Below are 17,088 nucleotides of genomic sequence, written 5' to 3'. Positions count from 1 at the left end.
TCGGGCTCGTCCGCCCTCTGCTGCTTCGCAGCAGCAAAGCCGTACGACTTATCCATCGCCACCCCGTTTAGGGGTCGTTGCCGTGCGGGAAACTGCGGATACACTCCGCCCTCCGCAAAGCTTCCCATTTGCTACGGGCGGGTCCTCGTTCCCTTATTCGCTCGTCGCTTCTCGCTCGCCATTCCGCAACTCGGCGGGAATGTATTTGCCTCGTTGCTCCATTACCGGCGGCTCGAAAGCTTCCTCGCCCCTTTATCCCCCGATATCTTTGCTTCGCAAAGAGAAGCAATCGGGGTAATTCGGGCGTCAACTTGGCGAATGGCTAGCAGACTGCCCAATTAACTAAATGACTTATTGGGTAAAGCCCCTTCCCCCCAACCCCGCTAATGCGGGGTTTAGTACCCTCGGTCGCCCTTCTCCCTCGCCCAAATTCGGGCTACGGGTTGGGCGGGCAGGGGCCAGTCTGCTTTATTGCCCCCCTTCCCCAGTGGTTCTTTTTATAACAAATGAACAATTTTTTGCAAGATACTTTCTGATTCCTTGAGTTTTCTTCCCAATTATTAGCGTGTGGGCATCGTTATCTTTTATTGGATCATGTTTCACTTCTAAATTTTTGTCGCGAGGAACTTTTGCTTTAAGAGATGCTAAATGATTATCTGGGTAATTCGCTACTGATTTAGCAGGAGTAGTACGTTTTGACCAATCAACAGAAGTTTCTAAGGCAGCAAAAGCAGCAGAAGAAACCCTGTCATCTTCTTTCACATAATGATAAGGCGGAATTCTTCTGTATAAATCGTCTTCATTTCCAATCTCAGCATTCATCTTTGTATTTTTAACCTATAATAGCCATTCAGATATTATTTCAATCAGGTCATCAATATTTGTAACTTGACTTTCTTCTTGCTCACCACTTATCTTATCCACCTTTAAGTACTCTATTGGTAGCTTCTCATCTTCCGGTAATTCAAAATCCAATTCTTTATAGAGAGTAAACCATTCAACTTGAATTCCGCCACTTGAAACAGGAGCAATAAATGGTATAGGAATAGCCTTTTTCCCTAGATTTTGAAGACAAAATAGTGTTTTCGTAAAAAAATCAATCGCACGGATTACTGTTTCCCAAGAAATCGGCTCAGCATTATATGAGTCCCAACCCTTCTGAAGCAAGGCAATTTTTTTTAACCTACCCGTTATTGGTTTCATTGCCTCGACCGTTGGCGAAACAAATTCTATTTGAGAATAGTTTTGAATCCAACTTGAAGATTCATTTCTTATTGAAGAAAATGCTTTATATGTAGTTTGTTCCAGAGTAGCAGGCAGGGAAAAAAGATATTCTTTCTGCTCTTTCCGATCTTGATCTAGTTTATATGTGCTATTTCCAACTTTCCAATCGGTAATCCTCTGATTAAATTTATCATTTGTTTGATTATACAATGACTGAAACGGATTAGAAGGATTTTCTCTTTGGAGTATAAAACTCCACATATGGTCTTTCGGTATAGGAATAATTGATATGGCGTTATTCCTATTTAATTCGTCAAAAGCAGCAACCGAGTTGTCACACTTTAATAAAAAAGGCATTCCGCTACTCCTTGGGGAAATACTTTCCTAATATGTTTGTTTGTTCAAGTATTGCGCTGTTTACAAACTTTTTTACATCATCCATTACAAAATTGTTCGATTCTATTTCTTCTGCTAATGTATTAATATCCTGTAATACTAATATAATCGGTGATCCGTCTTTTAGGCTGCCAGTCTTGCACCTAACCCAGCTATTTACTTTGAATTTATCAAAGGTATATTTTTTATGGGCATGGAGTTCAAAATTTTCGGGACGATTAAAAGGCTCTTTTATCCATTTTTCTTTACAAAAATGTTTTGCTAAGAACAATCCAGGATTGTCTGAAGAAACAAATTTATTCGAAACAACAGCCAATCTACCTACACTTGCATTCGTAAAAGTTATATATTTTTCGACGACAGACATTGATAAATCTACAAACGCTTTTTCGTCAAAATCTGGTTCATTTTCTTTTCTAAATCTGTAAATATTCGTTCTGCTTTCAGAAACCTCTATCTTGATTTTTTCTTCGCTATCAGAAAGAATTATACTGGGAAAGTCCTTCGGCACGTTTGGTAAAGGGATTGAAGTAGGTGTTCCATTAAAAATATCAGCGAATGAATTCATTAGTTGACCCAAAACCTTCCCTGTTGAAAATTTGATGATGGGCGTGAAAAGTGATATCTGCAAAGTTAATAATTTAAAATCTTTTGCTTTCATAAAAATCCTCATCTAATTAATTTTATCTTATTGCATTAGCTTATTATACTGATTTTTGAAGACAAATTCAATTTTAATGTTTCCTCTGACTCTGACTTTATTCAGCCTGGCTGAACAAATTGTTCATAAAAGCATTATCTTTTCAATTCTTATGTTTTTTTTGTCCTTATTTGCTAAATTGCTGTTTTCTTGATCTAAGCGTTCATTCCAATTTTATATATTTGAGAACCAGCTCTTTTGAAAGCTCGTTTCTTGCAGAATAGCTTTTATTATTCTTTTTAACAGATTCAATAAAAATAGATTTCTCAAATCTATCCACTTCATTATTTACTGTATTTTGATATTGTGAAATAATATCTTTTTTGTTGTTTTTTATCCATTCCGAGTCCAAATAACTCAGTTTTAGATCACTTGGCATAACAATATTTTCGATTTCTTTATCCATCTCAACTAGCTTATTATCTAAGTTTTTGATAAAAGTAGACAAAACCTGTAATTGATGTTTAACATAACTTCCTTGGATTCCGCCATAAGGGTTGTTAAAACTATCTTCATCTAACGTCTTTTTCTGAGTTTGAGGCAGCTTAATAATCTCTTCTTGCATCCATTGATCCTTATCTTCAAATACCCTTCTAATCTGTGCATCAATTTTTTCTTTCGTTAAACTATTATTCTTATTTGGTTCCACAATGGTTATTTTATTTCCTTCAATAACATCTCCAATCTTGTAGCCACCTGATACTGTCCCGGGGCTAAAATCCCCCTTGGTTTGAATTTTTGGCTTTGATTCTTTTAAAAAAGAAGTGATTATAGCTCCAATTATTAAGACAGCTAATGGAATAATAAAATATTTAAACCACGGATTTTTCCATTTAAATAATTTTTTTATTACATATTGACTATTGATTTTGTCAGCAGAATTGCTTGAGTTTGGCCAAAAGTTTTCTATTCTTTCTTTATAAACTTTCAATTGGATAATGCATCTATTAATATGCTTCCTATAATCTTCAAGGTCTTTTTCATAATTTGTCTCACGACCAACAAATGTAATTAAAGAGCTTACAGAACCCCGAAATTTCATGGCCTCTTCTTTGGAGAAAAGTTCTGTTAACAGATTTTCGGCACCATGGTACGCCAACTCATAAGCTTCATTGTATCGGTTATTGTAAGTTGCCTCATCAATAACTTTCTGAAACTCGCAAATCTTTTTATCAATAAGCTTAATCGCTTTATTTCTTTCAATTTTCATTTCGATACTGAATCTTTCCCCAATTTTATTTCTTCTTCGTTTAGGGTAAATCGAAGAGGGTTCCTTGCTTATCTGATTTTAGCTTCCAGCAGTCGTTTCCTACTCTATCGGCAATAACTTCTAATACGCTAAGTATTGTTTGATGTTCTGGGGTTTTACCATTTTTAAGAAGAGGCAAAATCGCTAGCACAATTTCATCAAAATGTGGATTATGCTTTTCGCGTTCTTTTCTTCTTAAGTAACTTATCAGATAATATCTGATACGAAGCCGAACATCAAGTTTGGTTTTAAATTTCGCATTTTCTTTCAAAGTAAATTTTTCTGTTTCCTCATTAAAATCAAAGTGCTCTCGTAAAATTGGGGTTAAATCAGAATATTCTTTCTTCAACAAGTCCAAGAATCCGAGTTCTAGGCCTTTGATTATCAATTCATCGTTTATCTGTTCCAACGTGGCGCCATGATTTTTCGCTATAATGCCCTCAATGGTTTGTATTACAATTTCAGAAATATCCGTTCCAAGATTGGCTTTCATTATAGCTTTGGGGGTACGCACCTTGCGAAAATTAATAATCAATTGGCCCGATAAAACGGTAAAAGGGTGTTGTCTTTTCTTAAAACTTGTCTGACCATTTTTTTGTGGAACTGCTCCCACATATTCAAACCCACATCCCTCGGCAGTTTCTATAATAAGGTGCCAAAACTCAGGATCTTTATGGGCATAGACAAACGACAACCATCGATCATATTTTAAAACCCGATACATTTCTTTTATACTTTGAGCGATAAGCTTATTATAGCTGTCTTTGCTTTTATTTTTTTCCCCTCCTTCAATAGCTTCGAGATTATAATCGTTTTTCGTAACTTCAAGGTCAAGCCACGCATTCCACATAACTGATAAATCGAGATACGGTATCTTGCTGCCATAAGGAGGATCGGTGTAAATATAATCGACACTTTCATTATCAATTAATTCAAGATTAGTTGCTGAAGCTTTTATTATTTTAGCGTTCTTTATTGTATTTTCATTAATAAAATAGGCAATTTCTTTCTTAGCATCCAGTACTTTGTTATATCGTAATTCAAAATATTTCATCACATCTATTTCTACCGGCATTGGCGCTATCCTATATCTGTAATATCTAAATGCCGCTGCATCCCCACCTCCGTCCCCTCTGACGCTCGATGAATGATAGGTAAGATTTATCTTTGTAAGCAAACCGGAAAACATTAACAATAAGGTATTTCTAACATTTTTATTTTCTTCTTTTAGAATCAAGCTCTTCAGTAACGATAGCTGCGCTAGTTGTTTATCGCTAAATAATTTTTCAATCGTTTCAACATCCGATGCTTTAGGTAGTATTACTCCCTTTGGATATTGATATTTTTTAAGAGCAGCCTTTATCTGTTCATTTGTCTTAGGTTCTTTGGCAATATACCCATTTTTGACACGGGTAAAAGCATCAGAAAACTCAACTTCCTTTACAGGAGTCATAAGTGCTTGTACTATAAATACTGCCATAGGATTTATATCGATGCTAATAGTCTTCCTATTATTCATCATTGCTTCAATTGCTGTTACACCGCTACCTCCAAAAGGATCTAATACCAAATCCCCTGGTTGGGAATAGTTCTTTATGTATTCAGCTACAACATTCCAACTTTGTTTTGTAAAATATCCATGAACTCCAAAATGTCTTTTCGCTTGTTGTTTTTTAACGGGTATTTCGTTCAAAAGAGAGCGATTTCTATAATCAAATTCTTTACTTTCTTTTACTTCTAAAATATCATCATAACTTACACTCTTTCCTGAATGAAAACTATAAAGTGAAAGTAAACCTGATAGTTTTTCCCAATTTTCATCGATTTCATCAACTGAGAATTGAAGTATGGGAACATCAGTAAATTCTCTACGGAAAACAACAAATTCAATGCCATTACATAATGCGAAATACGTACTCCTAATCTCTGGGTGCGAAGAATAGCTGTATACTTGCTCAATATGATCGGAATCCAAAATATGTTCATCTGGGGATTTGGCATCAAGAACCCAGGGAATACTATTCCCAATTTTTAAACAATAATCAGGAATAAGTTTTATTGGCCTTTTCTTGCTTCCAATTTTAAGGAAAGGATGCTGAAGTGTTTTGCTGCGGACAATGTTTTTTTGTTGATATCCAAGTTCTTTGAGAATAGGCAAAACAATTACTTCTCTTACACTATCTTCTTTGAAATTAGGATCATCTTTTATTTTTTTGAAATTTAGCTTTTCAAACAATTTTTCTTTCATACTTATTTGTTTCATAATGGACATCCTTTGACAAATATGACTGCTTTTGACCTGTTTTTGAAGTAACGAGTCGGCAACACGCAATTCTACTTCTTCCCTCTCCCCGTGACTAGTTTATTTCCTCATCAACTCATCAAGACTGATTCCCAGCCCTTCGGCGATCTTTGCGACCGTATGGATTGACGGGCCTTTTATGACATCTGATTCGATTTTTGCCAAGGTGGTATAAGGCATATCTACCTTTCTTGCCAAGGCATCCTGCGTGAGACCTTTTTTCTTGCGCCAATTTTGGATTTTTTTGCCGATGGTGAGTTCTTTTTTGTCCATTTACATTTCTTCCTTATTATGATAGCATTATGAGGGTGGCATATTTGAGCCAACAACCCAATCTTAACAAAATTTTAAAGAACAATCAACGACTTGAAAATATAACGACTTTTGCGCGCGGGAATAAAAAAATAAATCGTTTTGAGCGGGGCGACGACTTCCTAAATAAATTTAAATGGAGTCCCGCTGAGGCGGGAGGACGCCCACCTGAGCGATAGCGAAGGGAAAGCCGGTCAGAAGTCATCAATCGGCTTGCTTATGTTCATAGTAGGTTCGAGCTTCGTTCAACAGACTCGACCAGAAACTACATTCGCATTTTTGCGAATTTGAAATATTTGACAACGAATTTTTGCGCGAACAAAAAGCCTTGAATTTTGAAATGAAATTGTAAGGTTTTTTAAAGTCAAAAAAGACGGTTTGCGCCCGCAGGAAACGGTTCCCACTTCATGAGAAGTGGATAAAATGAAATTTTATGTTCCAATTTTTGTTTTGCCGAAACACTTTCCCCCCGAATCCCGCTTTCAAGGAGGTTTAAGATGAAAACAAAGTATTTTCTGTATGCCCGAAAGAGCACCGAAGATGAAGAAAGGCAGGTTATGTCTATTGAGGCACAGCTTGTGGAGTTGGCTCAATACGCCGAGCGAGAAAATATTGAGATAACCGAAAGATTTATTGAGAGCAAGTCCGCCAAGAAGCCCGGCCGGGAAGTGTTCAACAAGATGATACAGAAAATTTATTCAAGTGATGAGCCAGTTGGCGTACTTGCCTGGCACCCCGACCGCCTTGCGCGAAACTCCGTTGATGGCGGGCAGGTAATTTATCTGATTGATATTCTAAAGGTAGTTTCGCTCCGGTTCCCCACTTTCTGGTTTGAGCCAACTCCACAAGGGCTGTTCATGCTTCAGGTGGCTTTCGGGCAGAGCAAATATTACTCTGACAACCTTTCCGAAAATGTTAAGCGCGGGATTCGGCAAAAACTTAGGCGCGGTGAATGGCCCAATCTTGCGCCGTTCGGGTATCTGAATAATCCCAAAACAAGAGACATTGATCCCGATCCCGCATCGGCTAAAGCCATTAAGCTGGCTTTTGATGAGTTTGCCCAAGGATTGCACACTTTAGAGAGTTTGGGCCAGCGCCTTGCGTTTTTGAACGTCGTGAGCAGTACCAATAAGCCCTTATGCAAAGCCACAGTTCACAGAATACTGACAAATCCTGTTTATATCGGGCTTATTGTCAGGAACAATGAAACCTATGAAGGAAAGTTCGAGCCAATAGTTGATAAAGCGGTTTTTGAAGCTGTTCAAAAGGTCTTAAAAGATCGCGCAAAGCCGAGAAAGAGCAAATATCGGCACGATTTCCCCTTTGTGGGCCTGCTTAAATGCGGTGAGTGCGGTTCGGCAATTACAGCCCAGTATGCTCACGGAAATGGCGGGACTTACAGGTATTACCGTTGCACAAAGAAAGCGGGCCACCCGTGCTCGCAGAGATATTTGCGCGAAGACCTTTTGGTTGAACAGCTAAAGGGCCAGCTTCAAAATACCGCTTTATGCGAATACTGGAAAGATAAGATGCTAGAGCAGGTTGATGTTTGGGATAAAGAAGAAAGTAGGTCTTCCAAATCCTTCGCCCAAAATATTGACGCCCAAGTTTCCGAAATTGAAATTAAACTGGCGAAACTGGTTGAAGGCTACATTGATGAGCTGATAGATAAGGGAAGCTATATAGCAAAGAAAGATGAATTAATTAAGCGGAAACTTGAGCTTACGAAGCGGAAGAATGATTTTGGGCAGAAGGGTTTGTTTTGGCTTGAACCATTGAGGGACTTTATCCGCACGACAAACGCCGTCGGGAAAGCTGTTTCGGCAAATGATTTTGCCAAAATCCGCGAAATCGCGGCAAAAATTGGAACGAACCGTTTCCTGCGGGCGCAAACCGTCTTTTTTGACTTTAAAAAACCTTACAATTTCATTTCAAAATTCAAGGCTTTTTGTTCGCGCAAAAATTCGTTGTCAAAAAATTCAACTTCTTTGGGGTGTAAATGTAAAGACTGGTCGGGGCGGGCGGACTTGAACCGCCGACCTCTCCCACCCAAGGGAGTGAGCTACCAACTACGCTACGCCCCGTTTCAACAACAGTAATTAGTAATGAGTAAATAGTAATTAGTATAAAGACTAAAATCAAGAAAAGCCTTTTGAGTTTCCAATCACTAATTACTAATCACTAATTTCTAATCACTTCTTCAGTATTTTCAAAATATCTTCAAGCTCGTGTTTAACTTCTTTTAGAACACTTGTATCGACTGACTTGGAAGAAACTCCACCCATATTGACATTTAATGTTACGGTTTCATCTTTTTTCCTGCGATCGCCCGACAAATATTTCTTAGCTCCGGCAATTGTAAATTTTTTATTATGAAGCAGGTCTTTTACCTGAAAAATAGTTTCTATATCGTTCCTGGTATATTTTCGCTGGCCGGAATTTCGCCGCATCGGCCTTAAAATTCTAAATTGGCTTTCCCAATAACGCAAAACATAAGCAGGAAGCTGTAAGATCCGGCTTACTTCCCCTATTGGGAAAAATTGCTTATCTGGAATCGGAGGTAAATCTATATTTGTGGTCATTTTTTATACAGAAATTGCCAAAGCTTAAAGTATTACTTAAACATTTTATTAAATATAATTTAGTTTGACAAGTTCAAAATGAAACCTGTTTCAGTCAAACAAATCTTTTGATTGCCGAAAACGGATTTTTCTTTTGGGAGGTACCTGAAATATTTCCCCGGTATTGGGATTTCGGCCCTCCCTGGCTTTAGATATATAAGTTCTGAAAGTTCCTAATTCGGAAATTATTACTTTATCGCCTTTCCTTAAAGCTTGTCTTATTGTAGAAAAAACTTTTTCAATCGCGTCTTTGGCTTCTTTTCTTGTTGCAAATAATTGAGTGAGTGATTCAATTAAATCTTTCTTATTCATATATTAAGATATAAATCCATCTCCGGTTTTGCTTCGCGAGTCATCAATGTCTGAAGAGCTTCCCTAGGAGAACGGTTTTCATATAAAACCGCATAGACCTGCTCTATTATTGGTAATTCTAAACCATAGCTTTTTGCCAACTCGTGGGCGCTTTGCGTAGTTTTAACGCCCTCGGCAACCATTATAAGTTCTCTTTCGGCCTGAGTTAAAGTCTTCCCTTTCCCAATCTTTTCACCTAGCGCGCGGTTGCGCGAATGCCTTGAAAAACAGGTCACAATTAGATCTCCTAAACCTGTAAGGCCAAAATATGTATCTTTTTGTCCGCCCATCTTTACACCAAGTTTTATAAGCTCGCGTAAACCTCTTGTAACCAAAGCTGCTTTTGTGTTATCCCCCAGGCCAAGTCCATCGGAAATGCCCGCAGCTATGGCGAAAATATTTTTCAGCGAACCCCCGGTTTCAACTCCGATAATATCCGGGTTTGTATATACTCTAAAATATTGAGACATCAAAGTTTCCTGACATAGTTTTGCTGCTTCAGAATTGATGGATGCGACCGTAACGGTTGTAGGAATTTTTTGGCACACTTCTTCGGCATGGGACGGGCCGGAAAGAGCTACTATTCTATTTCCGATATCGCGAATTTCATCGCTTATTACTTCAGACATCCTCTTTAACGTTGTGTTTTCAATTCCTTTGGTGGCGGATATTATAATTGATTCTGACAAATCCACATTAAGATCGGAAATTTTACGAGCAACCTCGCGCACAGTATGTGAAGGAACAACAAAAATCAGAAAATCCTTTTTTTCAATCGTTTTTTTAAGGTCATCCGTAACTATTATGTTTTTTGGCAGGATTACTTCAGGAAAAAAACTCAAACTTCTTTGCGACGCAAGCTCTTTTGCTTGTTCAGCGTTAAATTCCCAAAGCACAACCTCATCACCTTTTTCAGCAAGCATTGAAGAGATAGTCACTCCCCAGGAACCTGCCCCCAGGACACCAATTCGTTTCGTCATATTAATTCCCCTTTTGAATAATTCCAAAAATCAAAAATTAAATATCAAAATTTTTACTGCCATTCAAAGTCTAGTAAGTTTGTCTAAAGATATTTTTAGTTTTAAATAAATTCCTTATATTTGATATTTGATTCTAGAAATTTTATCTTCTTTTAAATTTGTTTTCAGTGCCGTTTAAAAGGCGCTTTATATTTGCTCTGTGAGCGTAAATTACCAAAATAGCTGTCAGGGTCACAAAAAGCGAAAAACTGATAGGCTTGCCAGTTACCCACACCATTACGGCAATAAATATGACAGCAAACAATGAACTTAATGAAACATATCGCGAAATCGCAAATGTCAAACCGAAAACTAATGCCCCGAGAAGCGTGATTGTCGGCAGCAGTGCAAAGAATACTCCTGCGCCCGTGGCTACCCCTTTCCCCCCTTTAAATCCAAAGAAAGGCGTGAAAATATGCCCTGATATGGCAGCTAAACCGATGACTAATAAATAAACAGCATTCAAATCTTTAAAATAAACTTGAGCAATTAATACGGGCAGATATCCTTTCAGAAAATCAAACATGAAAGCAATAATACCCGGCATAGGGCCCAAAACCCTGAAAACATTGGTTGCACCGGTATTGCCGGAGCCGTGCTGCCTAATATCAATTCCTTTGTATAGTTTAGCGATGATGAAACCAAAAGGTATTGAACCAGCCAAATATGAAATAATTATAAAAAAATAAATCATAAAAACAATATTAATTGGGTTGTTTTGAAATACGAAACTTCAAAATTATCGGCGAGCCGAAAAATCCAAAATGGTGGCGTAATTTATTTTCTAAAAAACGTTTATATGAAAAATGCATCAGTTCGGGATTGTTTACACTGAACATAAAAATAGGAGGCCTTACTTCAAGCTGTTCAACGTTTCTTATCATCAGCAGCTGCCCTTTTCTAGAAAGAGGTTTCTCGGACTCCGCCATCCTGATAATCTCTCTTAATTTTTCATTAGGAATTCTTTTTGAATATTCTTTATAGATTTCCTCTGCCTTTTCAAATATCTTTTCTGTTCTTTGGCCTGTTTTACACGAGATTAGCAGAATATCCGCCCAGGAGAGAAACTTCATGTTTTGCTCAACCTGTTGTTTCAGAATCTTTAAGGTATTTTCCTTGTCTTCAATCAAATCCCATTTATTTACGGCAATTAAACAAGCTTTCCCTTTTTCTACAATAAGCTGGGCAATTTTTGATTCCGTTTCGCCTATCCCCTGAACCGCATCGGTAATTAAAATAGCGACATCCGCTTTTTCTATTGCATGATGGGTGCTCAAAGCTGAAAGATATTCAAGGTCGTCTTTAAACTTTCTTTTTCTGTGCAGCCCGGGGGTATCTATTATTACATAGCTGGAATTTTCTTTTTCTATTATTGTTTCAAACGCTTCTCTGGTCGTTCCCGGTTTATCATGAACAATGCTTCTTTCTTCCTTTGAAAGAACATTAAGAAGCGATGACTTGCCAACATTCGGTTTCCCGACAAGAATAATGTTAATTTGATGAGTCTTAACATCCGGCAATTGAGCCGCTTTTAAGTCTTTAGTTATTTTTTCAAGCAAAGTATTTATATTTAAGCCGTGCTGAGCCGATATAGAAGTAAAATCATCCAAACCCAATTTAAAAAAATCAAAGGCTTTAAGTTCATCTTTTTTGTTGTCAATTTTATTAACCACAAGCAGGAATTTCTTGTTCATCCTTCTTAAGATGTGATTTATCTCTTGATCTAAAGGATGCAGGCCGTCTTTCCCGTCAACTACAAAAAGCACTAGATCCGCTTTTTGAAGCGCTATCTCCATTTGTTTTTTCACAGATTCTGAAAAAACCTCATCATGCAGCGCCCACCCGCCGGTATCTGTCAAAATAAACTCCTTATCTTTCCACTCAACGTGATTTTCATTTCTGTCCCGCGTTGTGCCCGGCGCGTGATGAACAATAGCTTTTCTTCTTCCAATGATCCGGTTAAAAATCGTTGATTTGCCTACGTTTGGCCTTCCGATAATGACAACATTTTCAAGCATTGTGGTTTAATTTTTTACTACCGGTATAAATATACTCTAATCCTGAAATAATGGTTAAAATTACGGTTATCACTAGCAGAACATCCGTCAAGGCTTTCGGCAGCTTTAATAAAATTAGCCACATTGTTCCCATTTGAAAAATAGCAGTTAATTTGCCCAACAGCAGCGGTTTTATTTCTACGGATGTGGTAATAAGATTAATAACATACCATCCAAGCACAATTATAATGTCCCTGCTTAATATTACGATAAATATCCATGTTGGTATCATTTTAAAATATGCCGCGACCAGGTATGAAGAAAATATTAAAAGTTTATCCCCAAGAGGATCAAGAAAAGAACCTAAAGGAGTAATTTGTTTTTTCCATCTAGCCACAAAACCGTCTAAAGCGTCAGTCAAAATAGTAAAAGTAAATATTATTGCCGGCCAGGGGTGGGCTCCCTGAATGAACAGAACAATAAAGACAGGAATAAGAATTATCCTTAAAATGGTGATTTTGTTAGCTAAAGTCATTTCAATTTTTTTCCTTCAAAAGCAATAAGTTTGATATTTTCTTCCAATATTTTGGAGTGCACTCAATGTGTAAATTTATTCCCTTTTCAGTATATTTCTGTTCTTTTATAACTGCCCATTTATAAATATGCGAAAGACACTTGCTGTCACGATACGGCAGCATAAATCTATGAGAAAAAAGTTTTGGCGTTACAATCTTTTCAATTTTTTTAAGCAGTTCTTCAATACCCTCGCCGGTTTTTGCCGATATGAGGATACTATCGCCTTTTCTGTTTTTATTCTTCTTCCACAACGGCAAAAGGTCGCATTTGTTATAAGCGCAAACTAGAGGGCTATCTTCCGCTCCAAGCTCTTTTAAGACATTTACTACTATTTTTATCTGGTCTTTATAATCAGGGTGCGCTACATCAACAATATGCAAAAGGCAATTTGCTTTTTGCGTTTCTTCCAATGTAGAAGCGAATGCTGCTATCAAAGTGTGAGGAAGTTTATTGATAAACCCGACGGTATCCGTAAAAAAAACAAATCTTCCGCCCGGAAGTTTCACTTTTCTGGTTGTGGGATCTAAAGTTGCAAAAAGCTTATTATCGGCATAAATATCATGTTTTTGACTTAATTTATTTAATAAAGTTGATTTTCCGGAATTTGTATATCCGACTATTGCGATAAGAGGCTGCCCAGATTCAATGCGCCCTTGTCTTAAAACAGATCTTCTTTCTTTTATTTTTTCAATTTGGCGGTCTAAATTTGCAATTTTATACCTAATGACTCTTTGATCTGTTTCAAGTTTTCTTTCGCCGGGGCCCCTGGTCCCGATTCCTCCTGCCTGGCTGTCCAGCATAATACCTTTTTCACTGAGACGCGGAAGAATATATGACAGCTGGGCCCGTTCAACTTGCAGAATCCCCTCGCGCGAACGGGCTCTTTTTGCGAATATATCAAGTATTAAACGCGTCCTATCAATTATTTTTGCGTTTATCAGTTCTTCAAGATTTTTTTGCTGAGCGGGTTTAAGGTCATTTTCAAAAATTACGGTATGTATACCATTTTTTTCAACAATTTCTTTTATATCCTTCGCTTTACCGCTTCCGATCAGATAGGCGGGATCCATCTTGGGACGGTTCTGAATTATCTTCTGCTCAACTTTTGCGCCGGCGGTATCGGCAAGTCTCGAAAGTTCCAATAAAGAATTTTCAAATTCTTCTTTTTTAATCCCGGGAAGCCTCAAACCTGCCAGTATTACTTTCTCCATAATAGATTAAATCACACCTCATTTTTTAAGGCAACTATTATACTAAATTAGCCGTGGTTTTAAAAATTAAATCCGCAATATTTTCGTCAGAACTTTGATTTTCGTTCAAATTAATCCAATTTATTCTTTTGTCTTTCCTAAACCAGGTCATTTGTCTCTTGGCATAGTGCCTGGTATCGCGCTGTAATGTCTCTATTAAGTTGTCTTTTGAAATTTTTTTATCCAGATATTTCAAAACGCTATTATACCCGATGCTTTTAAACGCTTCGCTAGATTTTGAATAGCCCATTCTTAAAACTTTTTCTGTTTCTTCTATCATCCCCGAATTCAACATGCGAATACTGCGCTCATTAATTCTTTTATAAAGCATCTCTCGCTGATAATTTAATCCAAATTGAATAAACTTTTCTTTTGAAGGGGATGTTTTTTTCTGCAGTTCGCTTATCGGGACACCTGTAGCCTTAAACACTTCTATTGCCCTTATAAGACGGTGAGGATTGTCTTTGTTCTTCTCAGCAGACTCAGGGTCAATTTTCTTTAATTCGTCATAAAGATATTCAATGCCTTTTTTTTCAAGTTTCTCTCTGAGAGCTTTTCTTATTTCCTCGTTTTTTTCAGGCATAGGCGCAAGCCCGTCCATCAAGGCTTTTAGGTAAAGGCCCGTTCCGCCTGCAATAATCGGCACTTTTTTATTCTGTTGCAGATATTTTATTTTTTCAAATGCTACCCTGGCAAAATCTCCCGCAGAAAATGTTTCATCCGGCTCAATGATGTCCGTAAGATGCTGAGGGACATCTTTAAACAACCGCATCTTTTTTTCGTTGTCCCAAAAACCGCTTTTATTGGTGCCGATATCCAGATATTTATATACTTGCCGGGAATCCGCGGATATTATTTCCCCATCCACCCTCTTAGAAAGCGCGGCGGCCACTCCTGTTTTTCCTGAAGCCGTTGGACCAACTATTGCAATGACAGTCATATTAGAATTTTATCAAATTATCTCACCCCGCACCATACGCTAAGATATGAGGTTTTGGACTAGTATCTTTCTAGAATTATTAAAAAATCAATCACTATTCTTAAAAGTAAAAATATCTATGGTGCGGGATAAAATAAAAAAGCAAGAATCTAAAATCTCTTGCTTTTATATTTTGTATTTTAAATATCCTATATTATTGCTTTTCCGCTTTCAATTTCAAATAAGTGGGCTTTATTTAAATTGACCACCAGTTCAATTACCTGATTCGGTTTCGCCTGATTATGCGAATCAACTTTAGCAACGATTACATTTTTCCCGGTATTTAAATTTAAAAATATTTCGCTTCCAAGCGGCTCCACGACTTCAACCGTTGCGCTGTAACTGTTGCCATCTTTCGGCCCTAACGCATAAAAGAGTTTATCATAAATATCTTCCGGCCTCATTCCGAGTATCATTTTCTGGCCGCTGTAAGATACTATTTTTTCATGAAACTGTTTAGGAAGTTTAAGCTGAAACATTCCTTCATTTAAGAAAATGTCGTTATCTTTTTTGATAATTTCAACTTCAACAAAATTCATAGGAGGGCTTCCGATAAAGCCGGCAACAAATTTATTGGTCGGATTATCATATAAAGAAATCGGCCCGCTGATTTGCTGTATAGCCCCGTCTTTCATAACACATATTTTTGTTCCCATAGTCATTGCTTCGGTTTGATCATGGGTAACATATATTATTGTGCTTTGAAGTTTTGCATGCAATTTTTTTAACTCAGCGCGCATCTGAACACGAAGTTTTGCGTCAAGATTTGATAAAGGCTCGTCAAACAAGAACACTTTAGGCTTTCTGACTATTGCCCGGCCCAAAGCTACGCGCTGCCTTTGCCCGCCGCTTAACTGCTTCGGACGGCGTTCCATAAGATGCCCTATGCTTAAAATCTCTGCTGCTTCCTTTACTCTTTGATCTCTCTCTTTTTTGCTGTAGCCTCTTAGTTTTAAACCAAATGCCATATTGTCATATACTGTCATATGCGGATAGAGCACATAATTTTGAAAAACCATCGCAATATCCCTGTTTTTCGGAGGAAGATCATTTACGCGTTCATCCCCGATAAAAATATCTCCGTCTGTAATTTCTTCAAGCCCGGCAATCATGCGCAATGTTGTGGTTTTTCCGCATCCGGACGGGCCAACCAATATACAAAATTCCCTGTCGTTTACTTCAAGATTAAAATCTTTGACAACTTCTATATCGCCAAATTTTTTCCATACGTTTTTGATCGTCACGCGAGCCATTCTAATAACCTCCCTGCAATAGGACCATCCAGCTGGCAGCTGTTTTATATAATAAGTTCGTTATTATATTTTTTTAGCTTAATAAAGTCAATTTTAAAAACTATTTGAATAAATAGTTTGATTGTCTAAGAAAAATACAAATAAAAGCAGCCACGGAAATAAAAGGACCAAACGGGATATAATCGCGCCTTCCTATTTTTTTAACAAGAATAAGAATAATCCCGTAAATGCTTCCCAATATTGCGGCGGAAAACAAAATAATAACCACATTGAACAAGCCGAATATTGAACCTATCCCTGCCAAAAATTTAATATCTCCTAACCCCATAGCATCCTGTTTAAAGATCTTTTTTCCAAAATAGCCCATTAAAAATAATACTGCTCCTCCCGTTATTGCGCCGGAAAATGAATTTAATAATCTTGAGTGAAAAGTAAGCCCCAAATCATGATTAAATACACTAAATATCAAACCTACTATTATGAGTGAATATGAAAACAAGTCCGGAATTATTTGATAAAGATAATCTATAAAAAATACGGCTATAAGAACAAACGTGAGATATAGATATAAAAATGTTTCTAAATTCTGATAATATTTATTTGCAACCAGAACAAAACAAAAAGCAGTGACAAGCTCAACGATAGGATAATTTAACGATATTTTGCTTTTGCAGTATCGGCATTTTCCTTTCAATAATAAATAGCTTATCAGGGGGATGTTGTCATACCATTTTATTGCGGCATTGCAATTCCTGCAGTGGGACCTCGGTTTTATCAGAGACTCTTCTTTAGGAATTCTGTAAATGCATACATTTATAAAACTGCCGACAACTAATCCTAAAACAAAAATAAACAAAAA

At 37.3% G+C, this 17,088-nt stretch carries 16 protein-coding genes and 1 tRNA gene; all 17 read right to left on the bottom strand.

Features of this window, described 5'->3' with window-relative positions:
* Positions 1-468: 468 nt before the first annotated feature.
* Positions 469-822, bottom strand: coding sequence for a hypothetical protein (locus tag NT145_01990; protein ID MCX5781464.1), 354 nt, complete (start codon positions 820-822; stop codon positions 469-471).
* Positions 823-837: 15 nt separating this feature from the next.
* Complete coding sequence (locus NT145_01985) at positions 838-1,581, bottom strand: hypothetical protein (protein MCX5781463.1); 744 nt, start codon at positions 1,579-1,581, stop codon at positions 838-840.
* A 4-nt stretch (positions 1,582-1,585) separates the two neighbouring features.
* Positions 1,586-2,188: a hypothetical protein gene (locus NT145_01980; protein MCX5781462.1), complete on the bottom strand. Its 603-nt coding sequence runs from the start codon at positions 2,186-2,188 to the stop codon at positions 1,586-1,588.
* A 295-nt stretch (positions 2,189-2,483) separates the two neighbouring features.
* Positions 2,484-3,530 carry a hypothetical protein gene (locus NT145_01975; GenBank protein ID MCX5781461.1) on the bottom strand — a complete coding sequence of 349 codons (1,047 nt, stop codon included), beginning with the start codon at positions 3,528-3,530 and terminating at the stop codon, positions 2,484-2,486.
* Between the two features lie 40 nt (positions 3,531-3,570).
* The gene (locus NT145_01970) at positions 3,571-5,832 is read right to left on the bottom strand and encodes a DNA methyltransferase (protein ID MCX5781460.1); all 2,262 of its coding nucleotides are present in this window, start codon (positions 5,830-5,832) and stop codon (positions 3,571-3,573) included.
* Between the two features lie 99 nt (positions 5,833-5,931).
* A complete protein-coding gene (locus NT145_01965; protein MCX5781459.1) occupies positions 5,932-6,144 on the bottom strand; it encodes a helix-turn-helix transcriptional regulator in 213 nt (70 codons plus the stop codon).
* 2,048 nt (positions 6,145-8,192) lie between these two features.
* A tRNA-OTHER gene (locus NT145_01960) sits at positions 8,193-8,267 on the bottom strand.
* A 108-nt stretch (positions 8,268-8,375) separates the two neighbouring features.
* Positions 8,376-8,765, bottom strand: coding sequence for a MerR family transcriptional regulator (locus NT145_01955; GenBank protein MCX5781458.1), 390 nt, complete (start codon positions 8,763-8,765; stop codon positions 8,376-8,378).
* A gap of 90 nt (positions 8,766-8,855) precedes the next feature.
* Complete coding sequence (locus NT145_01950) at positions 8,856-9,116, bottom strand: HU family DNA-binding protein (protein ID MCX5781457.1); 261 nt, start codon at positions 9,114-9,116, stop codon at positions 8,856-8,858.
* Entirely contained in the window at positions 9,113-10,135 is a 1,023-nt protein-coding gene (locus tag NT145_01945; GenBank protein ID MCX5781456.1) for an NAD(P)H-dependent glycerol-3-phosphate dehydrogenase, read from the bottom strand. The genes NT145_01950 and NT145_01945 overlap by 4 nt, the downstream gene beginning before the upstream one ends.
* A gap of 142 nt (positions 10,136-10,277) precedes the next feature.
* Positions 10,278-10,868, bottom strand: coding sequence for a glycerol-3-phosphate 1-O-acyltransferase PlsY (plsY, locus tag NT145_01940; protein MCX5781455.1), 591 nt, complete (start codon positions 10,866-10,868; stop codon positions 10,278-10,280).
* A gap of 10 nt (positions 10,869-10,878) precedes the next feature.
* Positions 10,879-12,192, bottom strand: coding sequence for a ribosome biogenesis GTPase Der (gene der, locus NT145_01935; GenBank protein MCX5781454.1), 1,314 nt, complete (start codon positions 12,190-12,192; stop codon positions 10,879-10,881).
* On the bottom strand, positions 12,185-12,706 hold the full coding sequence (locus tag NT145_01930) for a CDP-alcohol phosphatidyltransferase family protein (GenBank protein ID MCX5781453.1): 522 nt from the start codon (positions 12,704-12,706) through the stop codon (positions 12,185-12,187). The genes der and NT145_01930 overlap by 8 nt, the downstream gene beginning before the upstream one ends.
* 1 nt (position 12,707) lies before the next feature.
* Entirely contained in the window at positions 12,708-13,958 is a 1,251-nt protein-coding gene (gene hflX / locus NT145_01925) for a GTPase HflX (GenBank protein ID MCX5781452.1), read from the bottom strand.
* Between the two features lie 37 nt (positions 13,959-13,995).
* Positions 13,996-14,937 (bottom strand): tRNA (adenosine(37)-N6)-dimethylallyltransferase MiaA, encoded by a 942-nt coding sequence (gene miaA / locus NT145_01920; protein ID MCX5781451.1) that lies wholly within the window; start codon positions 14,935-14,937, stop codon positions 13,996-13,998.
* A gap of 188 nt (positions 14,938-15,125) precedes the next feature.
* Positions 15,126-16,229: a sn-glycerol-3-phosphate ABC transporter ATP-binding protein UgpC gene (gene ugpC / locus NT145_01915; GenBank protein ID MCX5781450.1), complete on the bottom strand. Its 1,104-nt coding sequence runs from the start codon at positions 16,227-16,229 to the stop codon at positions 15,126-15,128.
* A 100-nt stretch (positions 16,230-16,329) separates the two neighbouring features.
* The coding region (locus NT145_01910) for a prepilin peptidase (protein MCX5781449.1) at positions 16,330-17,088 on the bottom strand (759 nt) is incomplete at its 5' end.

This window comes from Elusimicrobiota bacterium, from assembly GCA_026388075.1.
Lineage (GTDB): Bacteria > Elusimicrobiota > Endomicrobiia > Endomicrobiales > JAPLKN01 > JAPLKN01.
This window is presented reverse-complemented; position numbering and strand designations above follow the sequence as displayed.